At 42.0% G+C, this 25,296-nt stretch carries 20 protein-coding genes and 1 tRNA gene; 17 read left to right on the top strand and 4 right to left on the bottom strand.

What is annotated here, in order from left to right:
* Positions 1-8: 8 nt before the first annotated feature.
* From Q0590_RS09275 to Q0590_RS09255, 5 genes are all read left to right on the top strand, one after another.
* Positions 9-911, top strand: coding sequence for a carbohydrate kinase family protein (locus Q0590_RS09275; RefSeq protein ID WP_302037242.1), 903 nt, complete (start codon positions 9-11; stop codon positions 909-911).
* A gap of 469 nt (positions 912-1,380) precedes the next feature.
* Complete coding sequence (locus tag Q0590_RS09270; RefSeq protein ID WP_302037241.1) at positions 1,381-2,109, top strand: GntR family transcriptional regulator; 729 nt, start codon at positions 1,381-1,383, stop codon at positions 2,107-2,109.
* A gap of 62 nt (positions 2,110-2,171) precedes the next feature.
* On the top strand, positions 2,172-4,862 hold the full coding sequence (locus tag Q0590_RS09265; protein WP_302037240.1) for an ROK family protein: 2,691 nt from the start codon (positions 2,172-2,174) through the stop codon (positions 4,860-4,862).
* A gap of 308 nt (positions 4,863-5,170) precedes the next feature.
* Positions 5,171-7,495, top strand: coding sequence for a GH92 family glycosyl hydrolase (locus Q0590_RS09260; RefSeq protein WP_302037239.1), 2,325 nt, complete (start codon positions 5,171-5,173; stop codon positions 7,493-7,495).
* 227 nt (positions 7,496-7,722) lie between these two features.
* The gene (locus Q0590_RS09255) at positions 7,723-9,111 is read left to right on the top strand and encodes a sugar porter family MFS transporter (RefSeq protein WP_302037238.1); all 1,389 of its coding nucleotides are present in this window, start codon (positions 7,723-7,725) and stop codon (positions 9,109-9,111) included.
* 228 nt (positions 9,112-9,339) lie between these two features.
* On the opposite strand, the gene Q0590_RS09250 is transcribed toward Q0590_RS09255, so the two are convergent.
* Positions 9,340-9,756 carry a hypothetical protein gene (locus Q0590_RS09250; protein ID WP_302037237.1) on the bottom strand — a complete coding sequence of 139 codons (417 nt, stop codon included), beginning with the start codon at positions 9,754-9,756 and terminating at the stop codon, positions 9,340-9,342.
* A gap of 406 nt (positions 9,757-10,162) precedes the next feature.
* On the opposite strand from Q0590_RS09250, the gene Q0590_RS09245 reads away from it, so the two are divergent.
* The 10 genes from Q0590_RS09245 to Q0590_RS09200 all read left to right on the top strand — a co-directional run bounded on the left by Q0590_RS09245 (position 10,163) and on the right by Q0590_RS09200 (position 21,488).
* Positions 10,163-10,585 carry a hypothetical protein gene (locus tag Q0590_RS09245; protein ID WP_302037236.1) on the top strand — a complete coding sequence of 141 codons (423 nt, stop codon included), beginning with the start codon at positions 10,163-10,165 and terminating at the stop codon, positions 10,583-10,585.
* A 165-nt stretch (positions 10,586-10,750) separates the two neighbouring features.
* Entirely contained in the window at positions 10,751-11,845 is a 1,095-nt protein-coding gene (locus tag Q0590_RS09240; protein ID WP_302037235.1) for an efflux RND transporter periplasmic adaptor subunit, read from the top strand.
* A gap of 25 nt (positions 11,846-11,870) precedes the next feature.
* A complete protein-coding gene (locus Q0590_RS09235; protein ID WP_302037234.1) occupies positions 11,871-15,074 on the top strand; it encodes an efflux RND transporter permease subunit in 3,204 nt (1,067 codons plus the stop codon).
* Entirely contained in the window at positions 15,067-16,497 is a 1,431-nt protein-coding gene (locus Q0590_RS09230; protein ID WP_302037233.1) for a TolC family protein, read from the top strand. Before Q0590_RS09235 ends, Q0590_RS09230 begins: the two co-directional genes overlap by 8 nt.
* A 430-nt stretch (positions 16,498-16,927) precedes the next feature.
* Positions 16,928-17,944 carry an NAD(P)-dependent alcohol dehydrogenase gene (locus tag Q0590_RS09225; RefSeq protein ID WP_302037232.1) on the top strand — a complete coding sequence of 339 codons (1,017 nt, stop codon included), beginning with the start codon at positions 16,928-16,930 and terminating at the stop codon, positions 17,942-17,944.
* A 270-nt stretch (positions 17,945-18,214) separates the two neighbouring features.
* Positions 18,215-18,832 carry a TetR/AcrR family transcriptional regulator gene (locus Q0590_RS09220; protein ID WP_302037231.1) on the top strand — a complete coding sequence of 206 codons (618 nt, stop codon included), beginning with the start codon at positions 18,215-18,217 and terminating at the stop codon, positions 18,830-18,832.
* Between the two features lie 102 nt (positions 18,833-18,934).
* Entirely contained in the window at positions 18,935-19,396 is a 462-nt protein-coding gene (locus Q0590_RS09215; protein WP_302037230.1) for a hypothetical protein, read from the top strand.
* Positions 19,397-19,398: 2 nt separating this feature from the next.
* Positions 19,399-19,716, top strand: coding sequence for a DUF3817 domain-containing protein (locus Q0590_RS09210; protein WP_302037229.1), 318 nt, complete (start codon positions 19,399-19,401; stop codon positions 19,714-19,716).
* A gap of 29 nt (positions 19,717-19,745) precedes the next feature.
* Positions 19,746-19,931, top strand: a complete 186-nt coding sequence (locus tag Q0590_RS09205) for a hypothetical protein (RefSeq protein WP_302037228.1) — start codon at positions 19,746-19,748, stop codon at positions 19,929-19,931.
* 663 nt (positions 19,932-20,594) lie between these two features.
* The gene (locus Q0590_RS09200; RefSeq protein ID WP_302037227.1) at positions 20,595-21,488 is read left to right on the top strand and encodes an ROK family protein; all 894 of its coding nucleotides are present in this window, start codon (positions 20,595-20,597) and stop codon (positions 21,486-21,488) included.
* Positions 21,489-21,599: 111 nt separating this feature from the next.
* Here the strand turns inward: Q0590_RS09200 and Q0590_RS09195 are convergent, their stop codons facing one another.
* The 3 genes from Q0590_RS09195 to Q0590_RS09185 form a co-directional block, all read right to left on the bottom strand.
* Positions 21,600-22,427, bottom strand: a complete 828-nt coding sequence (locus tag Q0590_RS09195) for a universal stress protein (RefSeq protein WP_302037226.1) — start codon at positions 22,425-22,427, stop codon at positions 21,600-21,602.
* 92 nt (positions 22,428-22,519) lie between these two features.
* Positions 22,520-22,936, bottom strand: coding sequence for a hypothetical protein (locus Q0590_RS09190; RefSeq protein ID WP_302037225.1), 417 nt, complete (start codon positions 22,934-22,936; stop codon positions 22,520-22,522).
* Between the two features lie 529 nt (positions 22,937-23,465).
* Positions 23,466-23,539, bottom strand: a tRNA-Asp gene (locus tag Q0590_RS09185).
* A 157-nt stretch (positions 23,540-23,696) separates the two neighbouring features.
* On the opposite strand from Q0590_RS09185, the gene hisA reads away from it, so the two are divergent.
* Positions 23,697-24,428 (top strand): 1-(5-phosphoribosyl)-5-[(5-phosphoribosylamino)methylideneamino]imidazole-4-carboxamide isomerase, encoded by a 732-nt coding sequence (gene hisA, locus Q0590_RS09180; protein ID WP_302037224.1) that lies wholly within the window; start codon positions 23,697-23,699, stop codon positions 24,426-24,428.
* Between the two features lie 79 nt (positions 24,429-24,507).
* Positions 24,508-25,263 carry an imidazole glycerol phosphate synthase subunit HisF gene (hisF, locus tag Q0590_RS09175; RefSeq protein WP_302037223.1) on the top strand — a complete coding sequence of 252 codons (756 nt, stop codon included), beginning with the start codon at positions 24,508-24,510 and terminating at the stop codon, positions 25,261-25,263.
* Positions 25,264-25,296 lie beyond the last annotated feature (33 nt).

Here is a 25,296-nt window from a genome sequence, read left to right as displayed (position 1 = left end):
TACATGCTATGGATCAACAAATTATCTGCTTTGGTGAAATGCTTTGGGATAGGCTTCCTAGTGGCGATATGCCTGGCGGGGCACCAATGAATGTAGCCATCCATCTGACATACAATGGCATTTCACCCCTGTTTATTAGCCGGATAGGCAATGATGTTTTGGGAAAAAAGTTAGTGGAGGTATTGAAAGAAAAAGGGATTGCTACTAGTCATATTCAAGTGGATAATGCACACCCGACAAGTATAGTAAAAGCTAATATTGATAACAAAAGAGAGGTAAGCTACGAAATTCCACCGGCTGTATCCTGGGACTATATTGCTTACGATGAACAGGTAGCCAAGCAGATTGCGCAAAGTAAGTTGTTTATTTATGGCAGTCTTGCCTCCAGAAGCAAAGCTACCTATGATACCTTAACAAAATATATAGCCCTGGCTGAACTAAAAGTATACGATATTAATCTGCGTCCACCGCATTATTCACCCAAACTTATCGAGCAGCTGCTCAGCTATGCCGATATCGTGAAAATGAACCATTACGAATTGATTGAAATTATGAGCTGGTTTGGTAAAGTCATTTCCCAAACCGAGGCCATGGAATATATCAAGATGCGTTATAAGCTGGATAAAGTGCTGATCACCAGAGGAGAGAAGGGAGCTATTCTGTTAGATGAAAAAGGATTTGTAGAACACAGAGGCTATCGTGTGGAAGTAGCTGATACCATTGGTAGTGGAGATGCCTTCCTGGCCGCTTTTCTAAGTAAGATGCTCAAAGGGGAGGGTGTATCGCAGGCTTTAGCCTTTGCCGGTGCCACAGGTGCACTTGTCGCTACAAAAAGTGGTGCTATTCCACAATTTTCCGATAGTTACATCCTTAACTTTATTAAAAATTATTCCGGCTCTGAAAATATTTAATATCCGGTACGCTGCCTTTCGCAGAGGTAATGCTAGTTAAAGAGGTATTGCCTGCTTAAGGTATTAAATTGCTGATGCTGAATGTTTTACTACTTCTATATTTAACTTCATTCCATCTCAGAAAATAACCTGTCTAGCTAACAAATTAGTGTATATAATATTAAGTGAGGGTACAGAAAACCACATGTCATATATATTTTAGACCAGGGGAAGTAAAAAATCTAGTGTAGGTAATACCTACTATCAGGGTATATCTTCTGAGATTAATCAGCTAAATAGGCTCCTATTTCAATAATTGACTTGTTGAAAATACCTGATTTATGCCATAACAGCTAACATATAGTAGTATTCTTTGACGGGAGATCTATATCTATGAGTGGCTCTCAAATCTGAAATATGGTATGCCAACATAAATTTTATCATCTTTGAGATTCTATTACTGAGCTGTTTACTTTAACTGATGTACTGCATGAAAATCAACCATTCTTCTCCCATCCCGCTGCATAAACAAATCGAAGATCTGATCAGGGAACTGGTGGAACGTGGACAATACGACGGAGGAAAGTTGCTGCCAAAAGAAGAAGAACTGGCCAAACGTTTTGGTGTATCCAGGAATACAGTCAGGCAGGGGATTTATAAACTCGTTCTGGAAGGCTTACTTGTCCGGAAAAAAGGGGTAGGTACGCAGGTAGCTCCTAAAACCATCACTACCCATCTGGACGAATGGCATAGCTTTACGCAGGAAATGACCAGGCAAGGGGTATCGTTAAAAAACTATATGGTGAAAGTAACCACCGAACCAGCTGATACAATTCTGGCTGACACGTTTCAGATTGAAAAAGGTACTAAGCTGGTAAAGTTAGAAAGGCTCCGTGGCGATGATCAGGAACCTTTTGTGTATTTTATTTCGTGGTTTCATCCCAGGGTTGGACTTACCGGGCAAGAAAATTTTAAGCAACCTTTGTATCAACTTTTAGAACAACAATTATCCGTATTTCCCAGCCGTTCCAGCGAAGAACTAAAAGCTATTACAGCCGATGATGTCGTGGCAAAATACCTGAATATTCAGGCTGGTTCCCCTGTCTTATACCGCAAAAGACTGGTCTACGATGCCGGAAACCGGAGTATCGAATACAATATCGGATTCTACAGAGGGGATAAATTCACCTACTCGATTGATATAAAAAGAAATAGTTAATTTTTCATTTGCTATAGAATCAATTGCAATATTTCGTTACCTTTGTTCATATGTTTAAACATATGAACAAGTATTATGCTGGTTTGGATATTGGCGGTTCTCATATTTCAGCTGGGCTAATTGAGGTAAGTGATAAGCAGGTTGTATCTCAACTTTCTGTTCATACGCAGCTAATCAATAGTGGCGATAAAGCAGAGCTTATTTTGGAGGGCTGGCTAAAGAGTATAGAGGTGATCTGCCGGAACAACGATATACAATCGCTTGATGGAATAGGATTTGCCATGCCAGGACCTTTCCAGTATGAGAAGGGAATAGCTACTATTGAAAGCCTGCATAAGTACGATCATTTGTTTGGGATCAATTGCAGAGCCACCATAGCTGCGTATTTAAATAGCCAACTAGCTGTGCAAGCAAATCAAATAAACTTTGTAAATGATGCACATGGATTTTTGTTAGGCAGTGTTCAGGCAAATGGCTGGGAAAAAGAGAAAGTGCTAGCCATAACGATCGGTACCGGATTAGGGGGCGGTTTTTTTGCAGAAGGTCAGGTAGTAACGGAAGGCCAAGGAGTTCCAAAAGGTGGGTTTCTATATTATCTCCCGTTCAAAGAGGGCATTGCCGAAGACTATATTTCTACCCGCTGGCTACTCAACAGGTTCAATTCGCTTAAAGGGTCTACGCTGCAAAATGTGAAACAACTCGTAGACTACTATCCGTCCGATGCATTGACCTATCAGGTTTTTTATGAATTCGGCACTAACCTGGCCGAGTTTCTTATTCCCATTATAGATTCATTTGAGCCTACTCATATAATTTTTGGAGGAAATATAGTAAAAGCTTATGAGTATTTTAAGGAGCCTTTCCAGCAAACGTTAAAACAAACCACCTATACCTGCCAGATTCATATGACAGAACATACCAGTCAACTTGCCATCCTGGGAGCCGTGCAACCACTGATTCAGAAAGAGAGCAAACAGCTCAGGAACCCTCACTTCCGGGAAACCCTTCAGCCACTATTGCCCCTTGAAAAATCACCTGGTTCTCCTCAAGGCTATGACATCTATCCGACGTTTAAACTGGAACCAGGCTCTATTCACACAGGCTTCGAGAGTCTGGCTAATTGGATAATTACACAAGAGAAAGTGATTATAGATGGATATGGAGGAGTACTTTGGGAACAGTTTATAAACAACCTGAATAAGCAATTCTTCCACAAAGGAATCCGCGTGAACTGGCTATGTGTAGATGCTGCCTGGAAGGATGAAAAGGAGATCAGCCAATTCGTTGAACCGTATCTTGGTGCAGATGATCCTATTTTTGGAAAACTCTATCCAGGTGAATTAAGCATTTTTTTTGATCCAGAAAGGCTGAAAAAGCTCAAGCCGGAAATGGCTGGCATTAATATTTTATATGGTTGCGGTGCGGCTTTAGCCCGTTGGAAAGCCCCATTAATATATCTGGATGTACCTAAAAATGAGATTCAGTTCCGTTCCCGTGCGGGCAATGTCTGCAATATTGGGGCGCTGCAACCCATCAAACCAGGTGCCCAATACAAACGCTTTTACTTTGTTGACTGGGTTGTGTTAAATAAACATAAGCAGCAGATTCTTCCTTCCATAGATGTAGTAGTAGATGAGCAGCGGATAGAAGAGATTACCTGGATGAGGGGAGATGACTTCAGAAATGCCATGCAATCCATGACACACCATATGTTCCGGGTGCGGCCCTGGTTTGAGCCTGGCGTATGGGGAGGCAAGTGGATCAAAGACAGAATTGAAGGTCTTAGCAAAGACGTAGTGAATTATGCCTGGTCGTTTGAGCTGATTGTTCCGGAAAATGGAATTATTCTGGAAAGTGACCGCCGCTTGCTGGAAGTATCCTTCGACTTTCTGATGTATGCCGGGCATGATTCTGTGCTAGGAAAAGCAGCTAAGCGGTTTAACTATGAATTCCCCATCCGGTTCGATTTTCTGGATACCATAGATGGAGGAAATCTCTCCCTGCAATGCCATCCGACAACAAAGTTTATCAAAGAGCATTTTGGAGAGAACTTCACGCAGGATGAAACCTATTACATTCTCGATGCCGGGGAAGAGGCAAAGGTATACTTAGGTTTCCAGGAGAATATCGATCAAGTTGAGTTTAAAGCAAAGTTAGAAGATAGTTTCCAGAATAACACACCAGTGGAAGTGGAAAACTATGTACAGACGTTTCCAGCCCATAAACATGATCTGTTTCTTATTCCAAGCGGTACCGTGCACTGCTCCGGAAAGAATACAATGGTACTGGAAATTAGTGCCACGCCGTATATCTATACCTTTAAAATGTATGACTGGCTGCGTCTGGATCTGAAAGGGTTACCCCGTCCGCTGAACATTGATCGAGCTTTTCAAAACCTGAATTTTGAGCGGAAAGGAGAGAAGGTGCAGGAGGAATTACTTTCCAGACAAGAAGTAATCAAACAAGGAACAGACTGGCAACTACTATCCCTTTCGACACACCCGGAACATTTCTATGCCATACACCGCATCGAGTTTGATTCAACAGTTGAAATAGCCACAGAGGGGCACTGCCATATTTTAAGTCTGGTAGAAGGAAGCACTATTACCGTCCGGACCGGCACCTTGGAGCAGACCATTCATTATGCAGAAACCTTTGTGGTGCCAGCAGCAGCCGGAACGTATTTTCTCATCAATCAGGGAAATAGTCGGGCAAAAGTAGTGAAAGCATTTGTTAAGGATGATCATTGTTAAGATTCCCTATGCATACTATACGGATTTATTGATCATAATGGGGACGAAATCATCTACGTCAATTGCTTTTGGCGACAGGAGGAGCACAGCAATTGGACGAAAAATGAAATAGCTGTCTTAGATGGGGGAAGCTACTATTGGCAGATAAAGTTGAATTCAAAAACCATGAAGCTATTCGATTTAATGGTAAATGGGGTAGCTTAAATAGGAAATGAATAATTGAAACAATAATGTTCTATACTAATTCTACATGTTCTATTGTTAATAGGTGGCTATTAGCCATTCAGCAAGCTGTTGCATGGTTGACAATGATAGTGTTCTTGCTATTTTTCTTTCAAAACTCTGCAACTGCACAAACAGCTAAAACTGATTTTACTTCATTCGTTGATCCGTTAATTGGAACGGCACATTGCCGCTGGTTTCATTTTACGCCAGGATCTGTTCCTTTTGGTATGGCCAAAGCAGCCCCTTCTACCAACGGCCATTATGGAAATAAGTCGGGATGGGAAGCCATAGGATATGACTTCCGGCACGAATCCATTGAAGGCTTTGCAAATTTCCATGAATTTCAAATTGGAGGAGTAGTGTTTGCACCTATAACAGGCAAATTGCAAACGATTCCCGGCAAATTAGAAAATACACAAGAAGGTTACCGTTCACTATTCGACCGCAAAGACGAACAGGCAACATCCGGGTATTATTCTGTACTATTGAAAGAGTATGGAATAAAAGCAGAATTAACTGCTACTGAACGGGTGGCTTTTCACCGCTACACCTTTCCGGCAGGCAACGAATCACATATTCTGTTTGATATTGGCAATAGGCAGGGCGAAAGTGGCCGGGTAAAAGATGCGAAAGTATATATGACACCCGATGGCCGTATTGAAGGGTTTGTTACCACACTTCCGGAATATGTGCAGAAATATCAGGCAGGAGCAGAAGTGAGCATGTATTTTTCAGCTGTCCTGGATAAGAAACCAACCGCTTTTGGGGTATTTAAAGGAAACGAGCAGCAGGCAGGTAAAAAAGAACTATCCGGTGAAGGCGCAGGCATGTATCTGACGTTTGCTACCAAAGCCAACGAAGCCATTACCATCAAAGCCGGACTTTCTTATACGTCTATTGAAAATGCCCGCTTAAATCTTCAAGCGGAAGCAGCCAATCTAACTTTTGATCAGGCAAAAAATCAGGCATTATCTACCTGGAATACCTATCTGGGCCGCATTCAAGTGGAAACTCCCAACCGGTCAGACAAAGTAAAATTTTATACTGGCTTATATCATGCCTTACTAGGCCGTGGACTAGCCAGTGATGTAAACGGGGCCTATCCGAAAAATGATGGAACTGTTGGGCAAATACCCTTAGACAAAAATAAACGTCCGCAGCACCATCATTACAATTCCGATGCCATCTGGGGTGCTTTCTGGAACTTGACACAGCTCTGGGCATTAGCCTATCCGGAGTATTATTCTGAGTTTGTAAAAAGCCAGTTGCTGGTATACAAAGATGCCGGATGGCTGGGTGATGGCATTGCCAACAGCAAATATGTATCTGGCGTGGGTACCAACTTTGTCAGCCTAGTAATGGCCAGCGCCTACATGTGCGGCATCCGTGATTTTGATGTGAATCTGGCCTATGAGGCATCCTTAAAGAATGAAATAGACGGAAATAACCGTCCGAGAGGGGCAGGAAAGCTGGATGTAGACCGTTTTGTAAAATATGGCTTTGTCAATCATATAGATAAGTCGGATGCTTCGGATGAAATCTGGCGTTTTTCTGGCTCTCACACCCTCGAATATGCGTTTAGTTCTTTTGCGGTAGGTCAGTGGGCCAAATTATTAGGCAAGGAGAAAGATTATACAGAACTGATGCGTTTATCTAAAGCCTGGGAGCAGATCTACGACCCCAAGACACAGTTCCTGCGGCCAAAATATGCCAATGGAAAGTTCATAGACAACTTCAAGCCTACAGAAGTATGGCGAGGATTTCAGGAAGGCAATGCCTGGCAATATACCTTTTATGTGCCCCACGAACCAGAAAGTCTAGTAGCGAAAGTTGGCAAAGACCAATTCAATGCCCGGCTGGATAGTATTTTCACGGTTTCCCAAAAAGCGGTATTTGGGGGTGGAAAGAATATTGATGCCTTTGCCGGATTAGAAGGCTTGTATAATCATGGCAACCAACCCAATTTGCATATTTCCTGGCTGTTCAACCATTCCGGCAAGCCTTCTCTAACACAGAAATGGGCAAGAGCGATTTGTAATGAATTCTATGGCACAGAAGGCGTACACGGCTACGGTTATGGCCAGGATGAGGATCAGGGACAATTAGGAGCCTGGTATGTAATGGCCAGTATGGGTTTGTTTGATGTAAAAGCCCTTACGGAAACGCAGCCCAGTTTCGGCATAGGAAGTCCACTTTTCACCAAGATTACGATTGAGCTCAACCAGAAATACTATAAGGGAAAGCAGTTTGTGATAGAAGCCCGGAACAATAGTAAAGAAAACAGCTATGTGCAATCCTTTACACTGAATGGAAAAAAACTCAATCAACCTTTTGTTTCTTTTAAGACAGTAACTGATGGAGGTACCTTGATTCTGGAAATGGGCAACAAGCCGAAAGATGAGTATTAGTTAAAGAGAAAAATTGCATAATGAAACGATAACAGCCTTCACAAAAGCCGCCTTATACAATCTTTGGGTCAGCAGTGGCCCGGATTATATACAGCGAGGTTGAGAAGGCGAGGCCCGCCCGACCACGAGGGCAAAGCTGTCGGCGAAGTGCTCTCAAATTCTGCTAGCAAATTTTAATTTTATAAGCGTATACTATTATTTCTTTATCTTTTGGATGGTTCCTTCGTATGGAAAATAAACGTTCATCATACCTGGTATTTATCACCTTTGTAGCCACTTTAGGCGGCTTATTGTTTGGCTTTGATATGGCGGTAATTTCCGGCGTATTGCCCTTTGTGCAAAAGCAGTTTACACTTACTGCGGCAGAAGAAGGCTGGTTTGTATCATGTGCTATTGTAGGGTGTATAATTGGGGTATTGTTTTCCGGAGAGTTAAGCGACCGCTGGGGACGGAAAAAACTACTCATCATTGCAGCAATCCTGTTTTTGCTCTCTGCTTTAGGAACCGCTCTGGCCTCTTCTCTCACATTTCTGATTATTGCCCGGATGATTGGTGGAATGGGCGTAGGAGTTGCTTCTAATCTGGCACCTCTATACATTTCTGAGATCGCTCCGGCAGCTATCCGTGGACGGCTGGTCACGTTTTATCAACTAGCGGTAACTTTAGGAATTCTGGTTGCCTACCTGACTAATGCCGCTGTGCTTGCGTATTCACAGGAACATCAGGGACAATCGTTGGGAGGTCTATTGGATTATATTGTGTTGCAGGAAGTATGGAGAAGTATGTTTGCTATAGGAGTGATTCCATCTTTGTTATTTTTACTTGGATTGTTTTTCGTGCCTGATAGTCCTCGATGGTTGATACAGAAGGGTAGGGAAGAGGAAGGATTGACTATTTTAACCAAAATCAACGGACAAGCCGTAGCCCAACAGGACGTTGTCAACATCCGCCGCACCCTCCACCACGAAACAGGCTCGTATAAAGAACTATTTGCTCCAGGCATGCGCAAAGCCTTATGGATTGGGTTGCTATTGCCTTTATTTTCTCAATTCAGTGGAATCAATGCGGTTATTTATTATGGACCCCGTATCCTAAATGATGCAGGGATTAGTATCGATAATGCTTTATTAAGCCAGATTATCTTAGGTGCGGCAAACTTACTATTTACACTAATTGCTGTCTGGAAAGTAGACCAGATGGGCCGCCGGCCATTATATCTAGTGGGTGCTTTGGGAGCTACTATCAGTTTGTTTTTAACCGGGCTTTGTTTTTATACAGACAACACAGATAATTTATTTCTGCTCCTGAGTGTAATCGCCTTTCTTGCCTGTTTCGCCTTTTCTATTGGCCCACTAAAATTTGTGATTGCAGCCGAAATCTTTCCGAATAAAATACGGGGCCGAGCCTTAGCCATAAGCATCATGACAATGTGGATAGCCGATACAGTAGTTGGACAATTAACGCCAATTCTATTAGAATCAGTAGGTACAGCCATTACTTTCTGGGTATTTGCAGGCTGCTGCCTATTATCTTTCTGGGTAGTATACAAATTAGTACCTGAAACCAAAGGCAAAACGTTGGAAGAAATTGAAGATATGTACTTGGCTCCACATTAATGTAAATAAAGTATACAGACCTGATTTCCTCTGTTAGTACCTAATTAAGTAAACAAGGATAAATTCCTGGTATTTGATTGAATAAGCGCAGTTGAAATGCAAGACACAAATTTCCAGGATTTTAGGCGTAAGGTGTTCTGCGACTTCAACGCAGTATTCTAGCTCTCAACTAAACAAAAAGCCAGTCTGCACAGACTGGCTTTTTGTTTAGCGGCATGAGATAAGCTCCTAGTCTACTCCCTGTAGCCACTCAACAGCTTGGTCCATCTCGTGAAATATTTTCAAAATGATTCCTTGCTGGGCAAAATCTTTGATGAATCTGTTCATCGACATCTGGCCATAAAAATCTTTTGGCTCTAACACAGCCCAGTATTTCCACCCGGCTTTTTTTGTCTGTGGAAACCATACGTTGTTAATCCAATCTGAGTCTTCCTGCTTGTATACTTTTACATAACGGTTATCTGAAAGCCATTTTCGGCCTTTGTTTTTCTGCAGGCAAGCAAGACCTGCATTAAATGCAGCTTTCATTTCCTCGCCTATGATAAATCCGGTAAAGGTTTTGCGTACAATTTTTCCTTCTTCTATCCATTCAATTTTTGCTTTATCGGATTGATGGATAATTTTTGTTTGATAAGTAGTAATCATTTGAATGAATATTTTAATCTCTTTTTGCACTATATCTTGTGGGTATGTATAAAGTAAATCAGGTAAATGGAACACTACTAGTAAGATTTTAAGAGATTTAGCAGGCTTTGTTAGGTACACTCACTTGCTTGAAAACAATAACAGGAGTGGTTATGAGCAGCAATTGAAGTATAGTATAAAAAGTGAAGAGAAGCTATCATCTTTGCTACTAGTTACGAATCAGTGGTTTACTAATATAAGGATTTAAATTGAATAAACCGGCCTGAAACTCTACCCTGGAATATAGAGCATTGAGTAATAGGATGAATACCTGGTAAAGTTTTATAGGCAGTAATTGTATATTTTTAATAGTATTTTAATTTATCTGATTTGTATCTGTAAAAGACTTGGTCTAGTTTTGCCACAGATGATAAAGACCATAGTCATATATCTTCTTTCGCTATGTATTCTCCTGTTGAGCGGCTACAGTCAACTGCGCCCACATCGACACCAGGAGAGTGCTTTTCATTCTACAAAAAAACAACTTCGCAGCTCAGCACAAAATCTTTTTCGCAAGGCACCAACCAGCCAGGCTTTCATCAGTTCTACTTCTTCTTCGGGTACTGAAAAAAAACCTGTAATGAATTTTACAAGTATTGAGAAGGAAGAGAACGAACAGCTTTCCTCAAAAAAGTATATACGAAGTAATTGCTCATTTTCTTCTAGTTTCTATAGCCAGGTACTAGGCTTTTTGTTTGCCTTCGTTCCCAAAGGATATCCATTCAGTAAGCATTATTCGGCGATCTCAACCAACCGCAGGCATCTCATTATTCAGGTGTTCAGGATCTGATATAGAATATGCTCAGGCAACCTAGCTATGTCTGTCTGGCTTCCACTCTACTATTATTATTGTCTATTTTCTCTCTAGTAGGATTCGCCTGGAGGGGATATTAACTATGTTTTACGATTCATACTTCCTAAAAAATCAAACAATAGTTTATTAAGAATAAAATTTATGCTAAAGAAAATTCTCGTGCTGGTGGGCTTGTGTACCTTACTGTGCCAGACTAGTTGCCAGTTTGAACATGCAGAAGCGGAAGAAAAGGAGGAGGAAACTAAATTTCTGGTGACCAGTCCTTTGAAAAAAGACACCTTGATTACCAAGGAATATGTATGTCAAATCCGGTCGCAGCAACATATAGAACTACGGGCCCTGGAAAGAGGCTATTTAGAAAAAATTTTTGTAGATGAAGGGCAGCTGGTTAAAAAAGGGCAACTGATGTTTCAGATTATGCCTATGCTATATCAAGCAGAACTACAGAAAGCGCAGGCAGAAGTTGAATTTGCGGAAATCGAATACCGCAACACCAAATCCCTGGCCGATAGCAATGTAGTGGCCCCCAATGAACTGGCTATGTCAAAGGCTAAACTGGCCAAGGCGAAAGCGGAATTGGCCTTGGCTCAGGTTCACTTAGGCTTTACCCAAATAAAAGCTCCTTTCGATGGCATCATGGATCACTTCCAGGTGCGGCTGGGAAGCCTGGTGGATGAGGGGGATTTACTCACTACGTTGTCAGATAATAGCAAAATGTGGGTGTATTATAATGTTCCGGAAGCAGAATACCTGGAGTATAAAAGCAAAGTAAAAAAAGACAGTACCATGAAAGTAGACCTGTTGATGGCTAACAATAAGTTGTTTGAGCATTCTGGTATAGTGCAGACTATTGAAGCAGACTTTAACAATGAAACAGGAAATATAGCTTTCAGGGCCACCTTTCCAAATCCGGACGGGCTGTTACGGCATGGCGAAACTGGGAACATCATTATGACAGTGCCGCTTAAAAATGCTCTGATTATTCCACAGAAGGCTACTTTCGAAGTGCTGGAGAAGAAGTATGTTTTTGTGGTAGATAAAGACAACACAATCCGGTCCAGAGAGATAACAGTAGCCGCGGAAATGCCTCACATTTATGTAGTTCAAAACGGATTAGATACACAGGATAAGATTCTTCTGGAAGGCTTACGGCTGGTCCGGGAAAATGAGAAAATCCACTACAGCTTTGTGCAGCCCGTTTCTGCCCTGTCTCAGTTAGAGTTGTATGCTGAATAATCCACTATCCTAACAAGCAGAAAACATGTTTAATAAGTTTATACACCGGCCAGTATTTGCTATCGTCATATCGGTCATGATCGTTTTTATAGGTATACTGGCTATCAAGAAATTACCTATTTCGCAGTTTCCGGATATTGCCCCCACTACGGTTAATATATTTATTGCCTATCCGGGGTCCAGTGCCGATGTATTAGTTAAATCTACACTGATTACCCTGGAGCAGGCCATCAATGGCGTGCAGGATATGCGCTATATCGCTACCGATGCCACCAGTGCCGGGGAAGCTACCCTCCGGATTATTTTTGAGCCTGGCACCGATCCCAATGATGCCGTTATCCGGGTAAAAACCAGGGTGGACCAGGTAATGCCGCTTTTGCCTGAACTGGTACAGCGGGAAGGCGTGATTATTACCCCCATTCAACAGAGCATGTTGATGTATGTCAACCTCTATTCCAAGGAAAAGAGCATGGACGAAAAATTCCTGTTCAACTACGCCACCGTGAAGATGATTCCAGAAATACAACGGACCAGAGGGGTGGCCAGGGCACAAATACTAGGGAGCCGCAGGTACGCCATGCGGGTTTGGCTAAATCCTGACCGCATGCGGGCTTATAATATCTCGGTAGAGGAAGTAATGCAGGCGCTAGGCGAGCAAAGTATTATAGGCCGTCCGGGCAGGTTAGGTCAAAGTTCCGGTATTGCGGCCCAGTCGCTGGAATATGTGCTCACCTACAAAGGCAGGTATAACAAACCGGAAGAGTATGAAAGCATTATTATCCGGGCCAATGCAGAAGGCGAAAGCATTCACCTGAAAGATATAGCCACTGTTGAACTGGGAAGCGAGTTTTTTGATATTTATTCTAACCTGGATGGCCGTCCCTCGGCCGCCATTGTGTTGAAGCAAAATTATGGCAGTAATGCCAGCGAAGTGATTGAAGAAGTTAAAGCCAAGCTCGAAGAAATGAGGGGCTCCTTTCCTCCGGGAATGGATTACAAAATCAGCTACGATGTATCTCAATTCCTGGATGCTTCCATTGAGCAAGTTATACATACCTTACGGGATGCATTTATCCTGGTTGCCTTAGTAGTATTTATCTTCTTGGGCGACTGGCGGTCAACCCTAATTCCTATACTGGCTGTTCCGGTATCCTTAATAGGGGCATTTTTTGTCATTCAATTTTTTGGATTGTCCATTAATCTTGTTACCCTCTTTGCCCTGGTGCTGGCCATTGGTATAGTGGTGGATGATGCCATTGTGGTAGTGGAAGCCGTACACGCCAAAATGGAAGAAGAGCCGCATCTATCGCCTTACAATGCGGTCAAAAAAGTGTTGGGGGAGATCAGTGGCGCTATCATCGCTATAACGGCTGTAATGGTATCGGTATTCTTGCCTATTTCCTTTATGTCTGGTCCGGTAGGTACCTTTTACCGCCAGTTTTCCATTACCATGGCCAGTTCCATTGTTATTTCAGCACTCATAGCTCTTACACTAACACCGGTATTATGTGCCATGTTGTTAAAAAATCATCATGGGCATGCAAAGAAGAAAAACCTGTTAACCAGATCGCTCGACCGGTTTAATCGCGGATTTGACAAACTCACCGGAAAATATGTAAGCTTGTTGAAGGTGATAGTTAGCCGCAGAACGGTTACTTTCGGCGTATTACTCGCATTTGGCGCAGCCATATTCTTTGAGAGCAAAATTCTGCCGGCAGGCTTTATCCCCAACGAAGACCAGGGAACGATTTATGCTATTATCCAAACCCCTCCAGGTTCTACCCTGGAAAAAACCAACCAGGTTTCTCAACGGCTTCAGAAGATTTGCGAAGAAATTGATGGAGTAGAATCGGTATCTTCTCTGGCAGGTTATGAAATTATGACGGAAGGACGGGGTTCCAATGCCGGTACTTGTCTGATCAACCTGAAGCCCTGGTCGCAGCGCCACCACAATGTGAAGGAAATCATGGAAGAACTGGAAGAAAAATCGAAGGGCCTGGGAGCAATTGTTGAATTCTTTGAACCACCAGCCATTCCGGGCTTTGGTACTTCCGGCGGTTTTTCTATGCGCTTGCTGGATAAAACCACTGATACCGACTACCACGAGTTTGATAAAATCAATAATCAGTTCATGGATAATCTGCGCAAGCGGAAAGAACTCACTGGCCTGTTTACCTTTTTTGCAGCCAATTATCCGCAATACGAACTGGAAATAGACAATAATCTGGCCATGCAAAAAGGCGTGTCTATCGGAAAAGCGATGGATAACCTCAATATTATGATTGGCAGTACCTATGAACAAGGGTTTATTAAATATAATCAGTTTTTTAAAGTGTATGTTCAGTCCGATCCCAGTTTCCGCAGGTTACCCTCCGATCTGTTAAAGCTTTTTGTAAAAAATGAAGCCGGAGAAATGGTACCTTATTCATCCTTCATGAAACTTAAAAAAGGCCAGGGCCCTAATGAAATTACCAGGTTCAATTTATACAACTCAGCCGCCATTCAAGGCCTTCCGGCAAAAGGGTACACCACCGCAGATGCTATACAAGCTATCCGGGAAGTAGCCGCAACCACACTGCCCAGAGGATACGACATTGCTTTTGAAGGACTGTCCTATGACGAGTCGATCCGGGGCAATGAGGCGCTGTATGTGTTTTTGATTGTATTGATGTTTGTCTACTTTGTGTTGGCGGCACAATACGAAAGCTTTATTATCCCTCTGGCGGTAGTGTTTTCTCTGCCTGTCGGAGTATTCGGGTCGTTTATGGTGCTAAAGCTCATGGGGCTGGAAAACAACATCTATGCCCAGATCGGGCTTATCATGCTGGTAGGTCTGCTGGGAAAAAATGCCGTACTGATTGTAGAATTTGCTGTGCAGAAGCGGCAGCAGGGAGAAACTATATTGAATGCTGCTATCGAAGGAGCGAAAGTCCGGTTCCGGCCTATTTTAATGACATCCTTTGCCTTTATTGCAGGCCTGATCCCCTTGATTATTGCCACTGGTGCAGGAGCCATTGGTAATCGTACCATTGGCGCGTCTGCCCTGGGCGGTATGTTATTCGGTACCATTTTCGGGGTTATCATCATCCCTGGTTTGTACTATATATTTGCCCATCTGGCGGATGGCCGCCACCTGATTAAAGGGGAAGAGGATGATTCCTTAACCGAGAACCTGGTTCATTCCATAGACGCTTTTTCCATCATAGAAGAAAAAGACAATCATGTTTAAACGAATTATATCTAAATGCCTGGGCGTAGCCTGCTTATCCCTTGCTTTTGCGGCTTGTACAACGCCTAATATAGTTACACGGCAAGTGAATAAGTCAGTGCCTGTGAGCTATAACAATTCACAAGACACTACCAATATGGCCAAGGTAAGATGGAATCAATTCTTTACTGATCGCTACCTGAATGCCCTCATCGATACGGCGCTGAAAAACAATCAGGAATTAAATATTACGTTACAGGAAATTCAGATTGCCAGAAATGAAGTAAGAGCCAGAAAAGGAGAATATTTGCCATTTATTGGCATCAGAGGGGGCGCTGGCGTTGATAAAGTTGGCAGGTACACACAAATTGGTGCGAGTGAAGCAAACATCGACATAGCCCCGGAAAAAGAAACCCCTGAGCCTTTACAAGATTATATGGTAGGCGCTTTTGCTTCTTGGGAAGTGGATATCTGGCATAAACTGCGGAATGCAAAAAAAGCCGCAGCAAGCAGGTATCTGTCCAGTGTGGAAGGGCGAAACTTTACAGTTACCAACCTGGTTGCCGAAGTTGCCATTTCATATTACGAACTACTCGCCCTGGATAATCAATTAGAAATTGTAAAACAGAATATTGATATTCAAACCAATGCCCTGGAAATAGTACGGTTGCAGAAAGAAGCGACCCGGGTTACCGAGCTGGCAGTCCGTAGATTTGAAGCACAAGTGCTCAACACCAAAAGCATTCAATACAACATTGGGCAACGCATTGTAGAAACAGAGAACCGGATTAACTTTTTGGTAGGCCGCTATCCACAACCTATTCAACGGAACTCAGAGAATTTTACCAATTTAGTGCCTGCTACCCTATATGCTGGCATACCCGCTCAATTGTTAGAAAACCGTCCGGATGTACGGCAGGCAGAACTGGAGCTGGCAGCAGCCAAGTTGGATGTAAAGGTAGCGAAAGCCAATTTTTATCCATCTGTGGGCATTAGAGCAGGTATCGGTTTACAGGCCTTTGATCCAAGCTATCTGTTAAAAACACCCCAGTCGATGCTGTTTTCTCTGGCTGGCGATTTAGCGGCTCCCTTACTTAACAGGAATGCGATCAAGGCTATGTATTATAGTGCCAATGCCAGGCAATTACAGGCTGTTTATTCGTATGAACGTACGCTTTTAAATGCCTACATGGAGGTTGCCAATCAGCTATCGAATAGCAACAACCTGGCTGCCAGGTACGATCTGAAAGTACAAGAGGTAGAGGCGCTAACCCAGTCCATTACTATTTCCAATAAACTGTTCCGTTCAGCCAGAGCCGACTATATGGAAGTTTTGCTGACCCAACGGGATGCATTGGAATCCAGATTTGACCTGATTGAAACCAAAATGCAGCAAATGAATGCCATGGTCAATATTTACCGGGCATTAGGTGGCGGATGGTAGTCGTATATAAGAGGCAAACTAATTAAAAATTGCCGCAAGCCGCTATGTGGCCAGGGATTAGGTAAAGTAGTTTCTGAATAACTCTCAATTCTAAAACTGATTCAATCAACTTAAAGAATAGCTTTTTGAGACTTCTATGTTAATATGTTAGTGAAGGGACTTTTTTGGTATGCGGTTCTTATCTGAGTTTTCTTGTAAATGATAGTTTTTGCCTTTGTAATCCTACTATTTATTGCAGTATGTATTTCTACGTCTCATAGGCTTGTTTCTTTTCTTTATGTAAAGGGATTTGTTTTTGATATTATCAACCGCAATGAAGGGCATTATACACTAGGAGATGTCCGTTCATCAAAATAAAGTATTCTTTCGTAGGGTGAACAAGTATATTCACTGCATGCTCTAGTAACGAGCGTAAATAAACTATAAACCTATGAAAGCTATTACAAAAACAACGTACGGTGGACCGGAAATACTGAAATTGGAAGAGGTAGAAAAACCACAGTTGAAGGATGATCATCTTTTGGTGAGAGTGATGGCCAATTCTGCTAACCCGGCTGACTGGCATATTCTGCGGGGAAAACCTTTTTTTGCCCGCTTCACATTCGGATTATTTAGGCCAAAAGATAAAATTCTGGGAGCTGATTTTGCCGGTGTAGTGGAAAAAGTAGGAAGCCAAGTAGCGCAGTTTCAGGTGGGCGACCGCGTATTTGGAGAGTCCCTGCAAGGAGGCGCTTTTGCCGAATACATTTGTGCACCAGCAAGCGTTTGCGCCAAAATGCCGGAAGGCGTCGCTTTTCCTATCATGGCAAGTGTGCCCATAGCCGGGCTAACGGCCTTGCAAGCAGTAACCACCCATGGACAAGTAAAAGAGGGAGAATCGGTTTTAATAAACGGTTCTTCGGGAGGTGTGGGTCATTTTGCTGTTCAACTTGCCAAAGTATATGGCACAAAAGTAACGGCTGTCTGTTCGAGTAAAAACAGGGAGTTTGTAAAGGCATTAGGTGCCGATCATGTAATTGCCTACGATCAGGAAGATATTCATCAACATACCGGGAACTATGATCTCGTAATTGATACACATGGAAATCTATCGTTTGGTGACTATCAACGAATGGGGAAACGAGGGGTTATGGTAGGCTTCACAACAATGGGGCACATGAGTTCGGTACTCTTACAAAAAGCAGTTAGCCGATTTCCTTTGATTCAATTTACCGCCCAGGCCAACACAAAAGATCTGGAGACACTGGCTATCTACATTCAACAGGGAAAAATTAAGGTTCACCTTGAAAAGACCTATTCCTATAAAGAAATTCCACAAGCCATCCGTCACATTGAAGCCATGCATACCAGAGGAAAAGTGGCTATGGTGTGGAAAGATGTTGACGATAAACAAGACAGCAATAACGAAGAAGCGGTACAAAAGCTACCATCCAGAGCAACAATCTAGCAAACCAAAGCCACTAACTACTTTTGTATGCACCATACAGCAAGGCTTTTATAAGCCTTGCCTAACCGTGTTTTTGTGTGCATCTAGTGAATGGAGAAATACTTAGCAGTAATTCGGTTCATTAGCTTATTTGACATATTGGAGAACCCATGGCTTATAGAAACTGCTGACAGGAACAGATTTGGGGCATCTTCCCATATGATCTGATCTATTACAATAAGCTTCAAAATAAATGCTGTCAATCTATTGGTAGAAAACATACTAGTTGGTATGTTTACAAACATACCAACTAGTATGTTTATGTCTAAGGCTGCCATTACCCGCTTATCTATTCTTCAGAAAGCATTTGATCTCATTTATATGAAAGGGTATCAGGCTTGCAGTATTGATGATATTCTGGCTACTACTGAGCTAACGAAAGGCGCTTTTTTTTATCATTTTAAAACCAAAGATCAAATGGGACTGGCCATGGTTAATGAGGTAATGTATCCGGGTATGAAGAAAGCCTTAATTAACCCTTTGATAGCAGCACAAGATCCGGTAGAGGCACTTTATCATATGATGGAACATGTATTGCTGCATGCTCCATTCTTTCAGGTACAATATGGTTGCCCTGCTGTAAACCTGATAGAAGAAATGGCTCCATTACATGCGTCTTTTCACCAGGCTCTCTTACAACTTATTCTTCAATGGCAAGAAGCCATACGAACCTGTGTAAAGCAGGGAGTAGCGAGTGGTAAAATCAATCAGGATGTGAACCCTGATGGGGTGGCTGCATTTATTATAGCTGGCTACAGTGGTATCCGGAATATGGGAAAGCTGGTAGGCGTGAGCTGTTATCATACTTTCCTAAAGGAATTGAAAATGTATCTAAAAACCCTTAGCTAAATTTTTTTACCTAAAAACATACCAATTAGTATGTTTTGAATACTATTCTGATAGTATACAGATCAAGTTAACCCAGTATTTTCTTTTAATTCATCTCTATATATGTATTCAACCCTACTCTTCCTGCATTCTCTCCTGAGGTGGCTTGTCTTGATAAGCCTGACCTATGCTATCTTTAGAGCATATAAAGGCTATCGTTTTACGTTACCTTTTACTAAAAAGGATGATACTATCCGTCACTGGACTGCTACTATTAGTCACCTTCAACTTATGGTTGGTGTGGTGTTGTACTCGCAAAGTCCGGTAGTAAGCTATTTTTTTGGATCTTCCGATTATCCCAAGGAAAGTACAGAGCCTCTTTTTTTCGCCATCATCCATCTTGCCATGATGATCGTAGCCATTCTGGTTATTACTATTGGTTCAGCATTGGCGAAACGGAAAGAGACTGATAAAGAGAAATTCAGCACCATGTTCTACTTTTTTGCAACTGCCCTTGCACTCATACTTATAGCTATTCCCTGGCCTTTTTCGCCTTTTGCTCACAGACCTTATCTACGTTTTTGAGAATGACAAACTTCCTTACAACCCCGGTCGGACGGCTTCGCCTGTATGCTTTTCTGGAAGGTATTTCCCTGCTAGTACTTCTTTTGCTAGCCGTTCCCTATAAGTATTTTCTCCACGACCCATCTCTGGTAAAAATCATTGGTCCCATTCATGGAGCCTTGTTCCTGCTTTTTATTGTCAATGCATTGCGGATGGGTATAGAACAGCGATGGGCATTTAAAGACACCACTTGGAAAGTTATCGTTGCTTGCCTTATTCCATTAGGCACTTTTTATATAGATTATAAAATACTGCGTCACATACCTACCCATGAAAAATAACGAAAATGATTTATGTATATAAAACATCAGTGAAAACTAAAAAATCTATCAGACAGGTTGGTGTTTTTTTAGAGCAATATCTACCAGGCGTTACGTGGAATTTTGACCTTAAAGACTGTGACAGAATACTTCGTATAGAAAGCAAAACAGCTGTAACAGATGTGGTAGTAAAAGGCCTGAATGGATTGGGAATCGAGTGCCAGGAGTTACTGTAAAGAGACTCTTAAAATACAAACCATTTTATAGGAGAGAGATGATACTTTTCATCTCCATAAAGGCAGAGTCGGGTAGAAATTAAGCAAGGTTCTGAGCGGTTCAATGAAAATATGCAGGCGCTGCAACATGATTTTCTGCTGCGGCGGTACTTCCGGAAAAAGGCAAAGAAATAAGAATATTCATCTTCTGGGAAGCACAGCTGGAAAAAGGGAATCTTTATGACTATCTATGGTAAGAAGCATGGCCTATCCTGGCTGTATTCAGGAAATATCATTTTCATCTACTCAAGCTCTATCAGAAATTTATGTGGTTTTCCAATGATGGACAGTATAGTTTGTGGGTTAATGCCTTTGCCTTCTTAGGGATAAGTGGTAAAACTTCGTCCATTGGTTTAAATCCCTATTGTATACCCTTCCACATTTTCTTGCGAGATTTTCTCATTGTTTTTTGCAGCCTCATATTCCAGTTGCCGGGCATTGGTTACGGGATTTTTATAATGTGGCAGCACCTTCGTGAATTAATTCAAACAGCTAACCGCAAAGTGCCAGATAAAAAGTTACTAGAAGGCTGACTATGATTAGGTTACCGGATGATATTACTCATAGCAGCACGACTATATTTTAAACAAATTGGTTCAACTTAATACTTTTAAAATTTCCCATATGATATTAGCTGTATACATCAATCAAGCAGTGGCTCATGTTGGTATGGTTACCACAGAAGGTAAGATAAGCCATGAGAAAAAGTTCGATAGTAGGGACTGGGTGGCTTCTTTGGGTATTCCCCGGCATTTGCTCGCAGAACTGAAAAGATATTTACATCAGTTCCCGGAAATCAAACAGGTTGGCATCGGATTGCCGGGCATACTGTCTGCTGACAGGAAAACCCTGCTACATGTTCCTCATATAATAAGTTTGGATAACGTATCTATTGCAGACTTGTTATCTGATGAATTTCCAACTAAAAATTTTAAGTTGGCACGTGCCGGAGATTGCTTGGCTCTGGGAGAATGGGTATATGGCGCGTATGCATTCAACGATTTTTTGCTCATCAACCTGGATACCTATGTGGAAAGTGCGGCTATAGGAGAGGGGAAGCTATATAATGGATTTGATGGCAATGGCATACAGATAGCCAGTATGCTTTTGAACGGTGAGCAAACACTTGAAAAAGCACTCTGCTGGAACTCGTTAGAAGCATATATTTATGAACAGATAGATAATGAAGTCAATGAGCGAAGTGTACTGGCAGGCAAGGGGCTTTCTCCGGAAAGCGTATGCGAGGCTGCCCGAAAAGGCGATCGTGTAGCCAGGTCAGTAGTTGCGCATATGGGCAATATTTTGGGAAATGCCCTTGCATCAGTTATTCCTCTGCTGGATGTTTCCCATATTCTGTTAACAGGCCGCCTGGCTATAGCAACCGATCTTCTGCTGCCTTCGGTAACCCATCAACTAAAAATTCATCTGGCTTCTTATTACTCTCAGAAAGTATTTATTCAAAGAGGGGTAATAGGCGAAAAAGCAGGTTTGCTGGGAGCTGCTGCTTTGTTCAGGTAAAATATGCATTTGCTGGTATACCTTGTTTAGTATCAACGTTTGACGGAAGCCTTAACCCATGTTCAGGGCCTTTTTAACTTCTTATAGCCGCATGTTTAACAGTCTGAAAAGCTACGCGTGAAAAACCAGCAGAGGAATATGGGTATGATAAGCCATTTTTTTGGTAAAACTGTGACTCACCACCTGCTGATATAAATTTCTGTGCCGGGTAGTTGTAGCAACCAGGTCAATATTCATCGCTTGCATAACATTTTCTAACGTGTTAAGAATGTCCTTGCCTTCTAGTAGCTGGAAAGACAGATGAGGATAGGTAATCTCTTTTTTTACCTCTTCTGTCAGCGATTGCATATTCGCTGCCTCTTGTAGGCGGTTACTGTTTTCTTCAGCAATATGAACAATCGTAACAGAAGCATCAAACAGACTGGCAAGTTGGATTAATTTTCTAAGTGAGTTCATATCTGCCGCCTGATAATTGGTGGCATACAAGATATTTTGAATCTGATTACTCCTGGCAGATTCGGGAATTGCCATTACCGGACAAGGCACATGCTCAATAACGGAAGCAGTATTGCTACCTATAAACACCTGCGAAAGACCGCTAGCTCCTTTGGTGCCCATTACTACTAAGTCTACGTGTTCGTTGCGAATCAACGTTGCCAGTTGTTCTAGCAAGTGTCCTTTCCTAACTACTGATTCCAGAGAAAACAAATCATCTAATAAGTGACTCTTTACTTGTTTGATCAGCCTTGCCATGTCCCTTTCGGCATCCTGTTTAAGCATTGGTGAGATGTCCCGCATAAGTGTGGTATTACTTGAGGGCAGATGGTAGGCATGAAATACTATTATTTTGGCAGGCATTTTTCTGGCGATGGCTAAAGCATATTCCAGTGCATGATAGGCATTGGCAGAAAAGTCGGTAGGTACTACAAGTGTTTTCATGGGCAGAAGGGTAGAAGGTTAACTTGTTATGATCTTACGAACATACGAATGGAATTTTCCGCAAGGGCAAATGATGGCTCTATGGCCAATACTCAAAGTACTCGTTCGGAAAAGTTGAATAAGTCAGTTTTGTAGAACTTCATGGCATGGGCAAAGCTTTGTACCTGGCCTGCTAACTTTTGATGTGTTTCCCGGTAGGATTGATCATTTACCGTATCGTCTTTCTCCAGAAGACTTTTCAAATATACTTCATGCGCATGTACGCCGTGTTTCAGTTGGTCTAGTACCTCACCCTGATAATAGATAATCAGGTTTTGGAAATGACTAACCCTTTGTTTGTCTTCTATTGAGGTGGTTTTGATAGCTATTTTTTCTACCAATTTTTGAAAAAAAGACAATTCAACTCTCCAGAAATGAATATCAGACAGCCATGTAGCAACATCTTTATGTAAGTCTTCCATGCTTACTTCAAGCAGAAAATGATGATTGACAGGTGGTAAGGTTTTCATAGGGATAGAAATGATTACAGTTGGATTGAATCTAGCAATGACTTTAGCCTTAAGTTAGATTTGAAGTTGCTAAAAAAACATGAGCCAGGTTAGTGCGCATCCTGATGTATATCATGGAAAGTCAGATAGATATTTATAAATTATCTTCAGATAGAAATTACCTATTCATATAGGCACATCCGGACCAAGAGGCAAACGGTTATATGAGTAAGATAACACTATTACTTTGAATAGCAAGGTTTATATCCTGATATAAGGGTTTGCGTTGATTCCTTCAAGATGGTAGGCTTGAAAGCAATACTATCTGCCTGCTTACCTTGGACAAGAAAGTGTAATAAGAATCCACATGGCTTTTTTGCACAGCTTAGGATAAACATAAAGGCAATACCGTTTTGTATGCCCCTGCACTTCTGAAATGGGCTTTATATGAAATCCGGTTAGGCATTGGGGCCGTTCAGATAGGTAAGGCTTGAAACATGCGAGTGGTGGAAAAAAAAACCCTCAAATCGTAAAATTTGAGGGTTTTAAGCGGTCTGGACGGGACTCGAACCCGCGACCTCCGCCGTGACAGGGCGGCATTCTAACCAACTGAACTACCAGACCGTCTTTTATTAAGGTGATGCAAAGGTAAAAGAATATTTTTATACTACGCAATGCTTGCTGAATATTTTTTGTAATTTTTTTTATATTCCTTCTCTACTTTTCATGTAATATCTGATTTTTACGAATACTTTTGCAGCAAGCGTAACTTGTCAATTTTATGATTCAGATAATTCCGGCCATTGATATCATTGAGGGTAAATGTGTTAGGTTGACCCAGGGAGATTTTGCACAGAAAAAAGAATACAATGCACATCCTCTGGACATAGCCAAATCTTTTGAGGATGCAGGGCTAACCAGATTACATCTGGTAGACCTGGATGGCGCCCGGCAGAAAAAAGTTGTCAATTATAAAGTATTAGATGCCATTGCTTCTCACACCAAGTTACAGATCGATTTTGGCGGAGGTATACAGTCTGATGCAGATGTACAGGTGGCCTTTGATTATGGGGCGGCTCAAATAACCGGAGGAAGTGTGGCTGTAAATAATCCGGAATTGTTTGAAAGCTGGCTTAACCAGTATGGCGGAGATAAAATTATTCTGGGAGCAGATGCTAAAAAAGAGAAAATTGCCATTCATGGCTGGAAAGAAGTAACCGAAGTTTGGGTATACGATTTTATTGCAGACTACCTTCAGAAAGGTGTGAAGTATGTAATTAGTACAGATGTTGCCAAAGATGGCTTGTTGCAGGGTCCTTCTTTTGTATTGTATGGCAATATAGACTATAAATTCCCTGAAATAAAGCTGATTGCCAGTGGGGGTATTAGTTCGATGGCTGATATTGAACAGCTGCACGAAATGGGGATATACGGTGTTATCGTCGGTAAAGCAATTTATGAGGGCAGAATCAAATTACCAGAACTGACTAAATTTATGTTGTCGGTCCGCTGAACGGTATAAAAGTTTACTCATCTGTTGACTTCTCCATTACAGCCATAAAAAAGGGTATTTAACCTCTAGTTTTAATTAAATGTTAACAAAGCGAATCATTCCCTGTTTGGACATTAAAAACGGAAAAACAGTAAAAGGTGTCAATTTTGAAAACCTGCGCGATGCCGGAGACCCGGTGGAACTCGCCCAGCTGTATGCAGACCAGGGTGCTGATGAATTGGTTTTCCTGGACATTACAGCTACGGTAGAGGACCGCAAAACGTTAATTGAACTGGTGAGAAAGGTTGCCAGAGCATTGAATATCCCCTTTACGGTTGGTGGCGGAATTTCGTCTATCCAAGATGTCTCAGCTTTGTTGCATGCCGGGGCAGATAAAATTTCTGTTAATTCCTCAGCTGTCCGTAATCCTGAATTAGTGAATACCCTGGCTAATGAATTTGGTAGCCAATGTGTGGTGGTAGCCATTGATACCCGTTTTGTAAACAATGAGCATATAGTACATACACATGGCGGCCGTAAACCCACAGAGATCAAAACTATTGCCTGGGCAAAAGAAGTAGAAGAACGGGGCGCAGGCGAAATTCTGTTGACCTCTATGGATACTGACGGAACCAAAAATGGCTTCGCCCTGGACCTTACAGCGAAAATTTCTGATTTGCTTTCTATACCCGTAATTGCATCCGGAGGTGCCGGCAACCAGGAGCATTTTACTGAAGTTTTTACTACTGGAAAAGCTGATGCGGCTTTGGCTGCCAGTATTTTCCATTTTAAAGAGGTGATGATACCTGATTTGAAACTGTATCTGCAGAATCGGGGAATAGCCGTAAGAATGTAAAATTTGAAGTCGGTGGTAGTGAGTAAAGTTGGA

This window comes from Rhodocytophaga aerolata, from assembly GCF_030503435.1.
Classification (GTDB): domain Bacteria; phylum Bacteroidota; class Bacteroidia; order Cytophagales; family 172606-1; genus Rhodocytophaga; species Rhodocytophaga aerolata.
This window is presented reverse-complemented; position numbering and strand designations above follow the sequence as displayed.

What these genes read in the sequence shown, in the direction of transcription:
- Q0590_RS09230 (WP_302037233.1), top strand. Translation starts at nt 15,067, where the DNA reads ATGTTTAAACGAATTATATCTAAATGCCTGGGCGTAGCCTGCTTATCC.
- Q0590_RS09250 (WP_302037237.1), bottom strand. Translation starts at nt 9,756, where the DNA reads ATGATTACTACTTATCAAACAAAAATTATCCATCAATCCGATAAAGCA.
- hisA (WP_302037224.1), top strand. Translation starts at nt 23,697, where the DNA reads ATGATTCAGATAATTCCGGCCATTGATATCATTGAGGGTAAATGTGTT.
- Q0590_RS09260 (WP_302037239.1), top strand. Translation starts at nt 5,171, where the DNA reads ATGATAGTGTTCTTGCTATTTTTCTTTCAAAACTCTGCAACTGCACAA.
- Q0590_RS09215 (WP_302037230.1), top strand. Translation starts at nt 18,935, where the DNA reads ATGTATTCAACCCTACTCTTCCTGCATTCTCTCCTGAGGTGGCTTGTC.
- Q0590_RS09265 (WP_302037240.1), top strand. Translation starts at nt 2,172, where the DNA reads ATGAACAAGTATTATGCTGGTTTGGATATTGGCGGTTCTCATATTTCA.
- Q0590_RS09245 (WP_302037236.1), top strand. Translation starts at nt 10,163, where the DNA reads ATGATAAAGACCATAGTCATATATCTTCTTTCGCTATGTATTCTCCTG.
- Q0590_RS09220 (WP_302037231.1), top strand. Translation starts at nt 18,215, where the DNA reads ATGTTTACAAACATACCAACTAGTATGTTTATGTCTAAGGCTGCCATT.
- Q0590_RS09270 (WP_302037241.1), top strand. Translation starts at nt 1,381, where the DNA reads ATGAAAATCAACCATTCTTCTCCCATCCCGCTGCATAAACAAATCGAA.
- Q0590_RS09200 (WP_302037227.1), top strand. Translation starts at nt 20,595, where the DNA reads ATGATATTAGCTGTATACATCAATCAAGCAGTGGCTCATGTTGGTATG.
- Q0590_RS09240 (WP_302037235.1), top strand. Translation starts at nt 10,751, where the DNA reads ATGCTAAAGAAAATTCTCGTGCTGGTGGGCTTGTGTACCTTACTGTGC.
- Q0590_RS09255 (WP_302037238.1), top strand. Translation starts at nt 7,723, where the DNA reads ATGGAAAATAAACGTTCATCATACCTGGTATTTATCACCTTTGTAGCC.
- Q0590_RS09235 (WP_302037234.1), top strand. Translation starts at nt 11,871, where the DNA reads ATGTTTAATAAGTTTATACACCGGCCAGTATTTGCTATCGTCATATCG.
- Q0590_RS09275 (WP_302037242.1), top strand. Translation starts at nt 9, where the DNA reads ATGGATCAACAAATTATCTGCTTTGGTGAAATGCTTTGGGATAGGCTT.
- Q0590_RS09195 (WP_302037226.1), bottom strand. Translation starts at nt 22,427, where the DNA reads ATGAAAACACTTGTAGTACCTACCGACTTTTCTGCCAATGCCTATCAT.
- Q0590_RS09225 (WP_302037232.1), top strand. Translation starts at nt 16,928, where the DNA reads ATGAAAGCTATTACAAAAACAACGTACGGTGGACCGGAAATACTGAAA.
- Q0590_RS09210 (WP_302037229.1), top strand. Translation starts at nt 19,399, where the DNA reads ATGACAAACTTCCTTACAACCCCGGTCGGACGGCTTCGCCTGTATGCT.
- hisF (WP_302037223.1), top strand. Translation starts at nt 24,508, where the DNA reads ATGTTAACAAAGCGAATCATTCCCTGTTTGGACATTAAAAACGGAAAA.
- Q0590_RS09190 (WP_302037225.1), bottom strand. Translation starts at nt 22,936, where the DNA reads ATGAAAACCTTACCACCTGTCAATCATCATTTTCTGCTTGAAGTAAGC.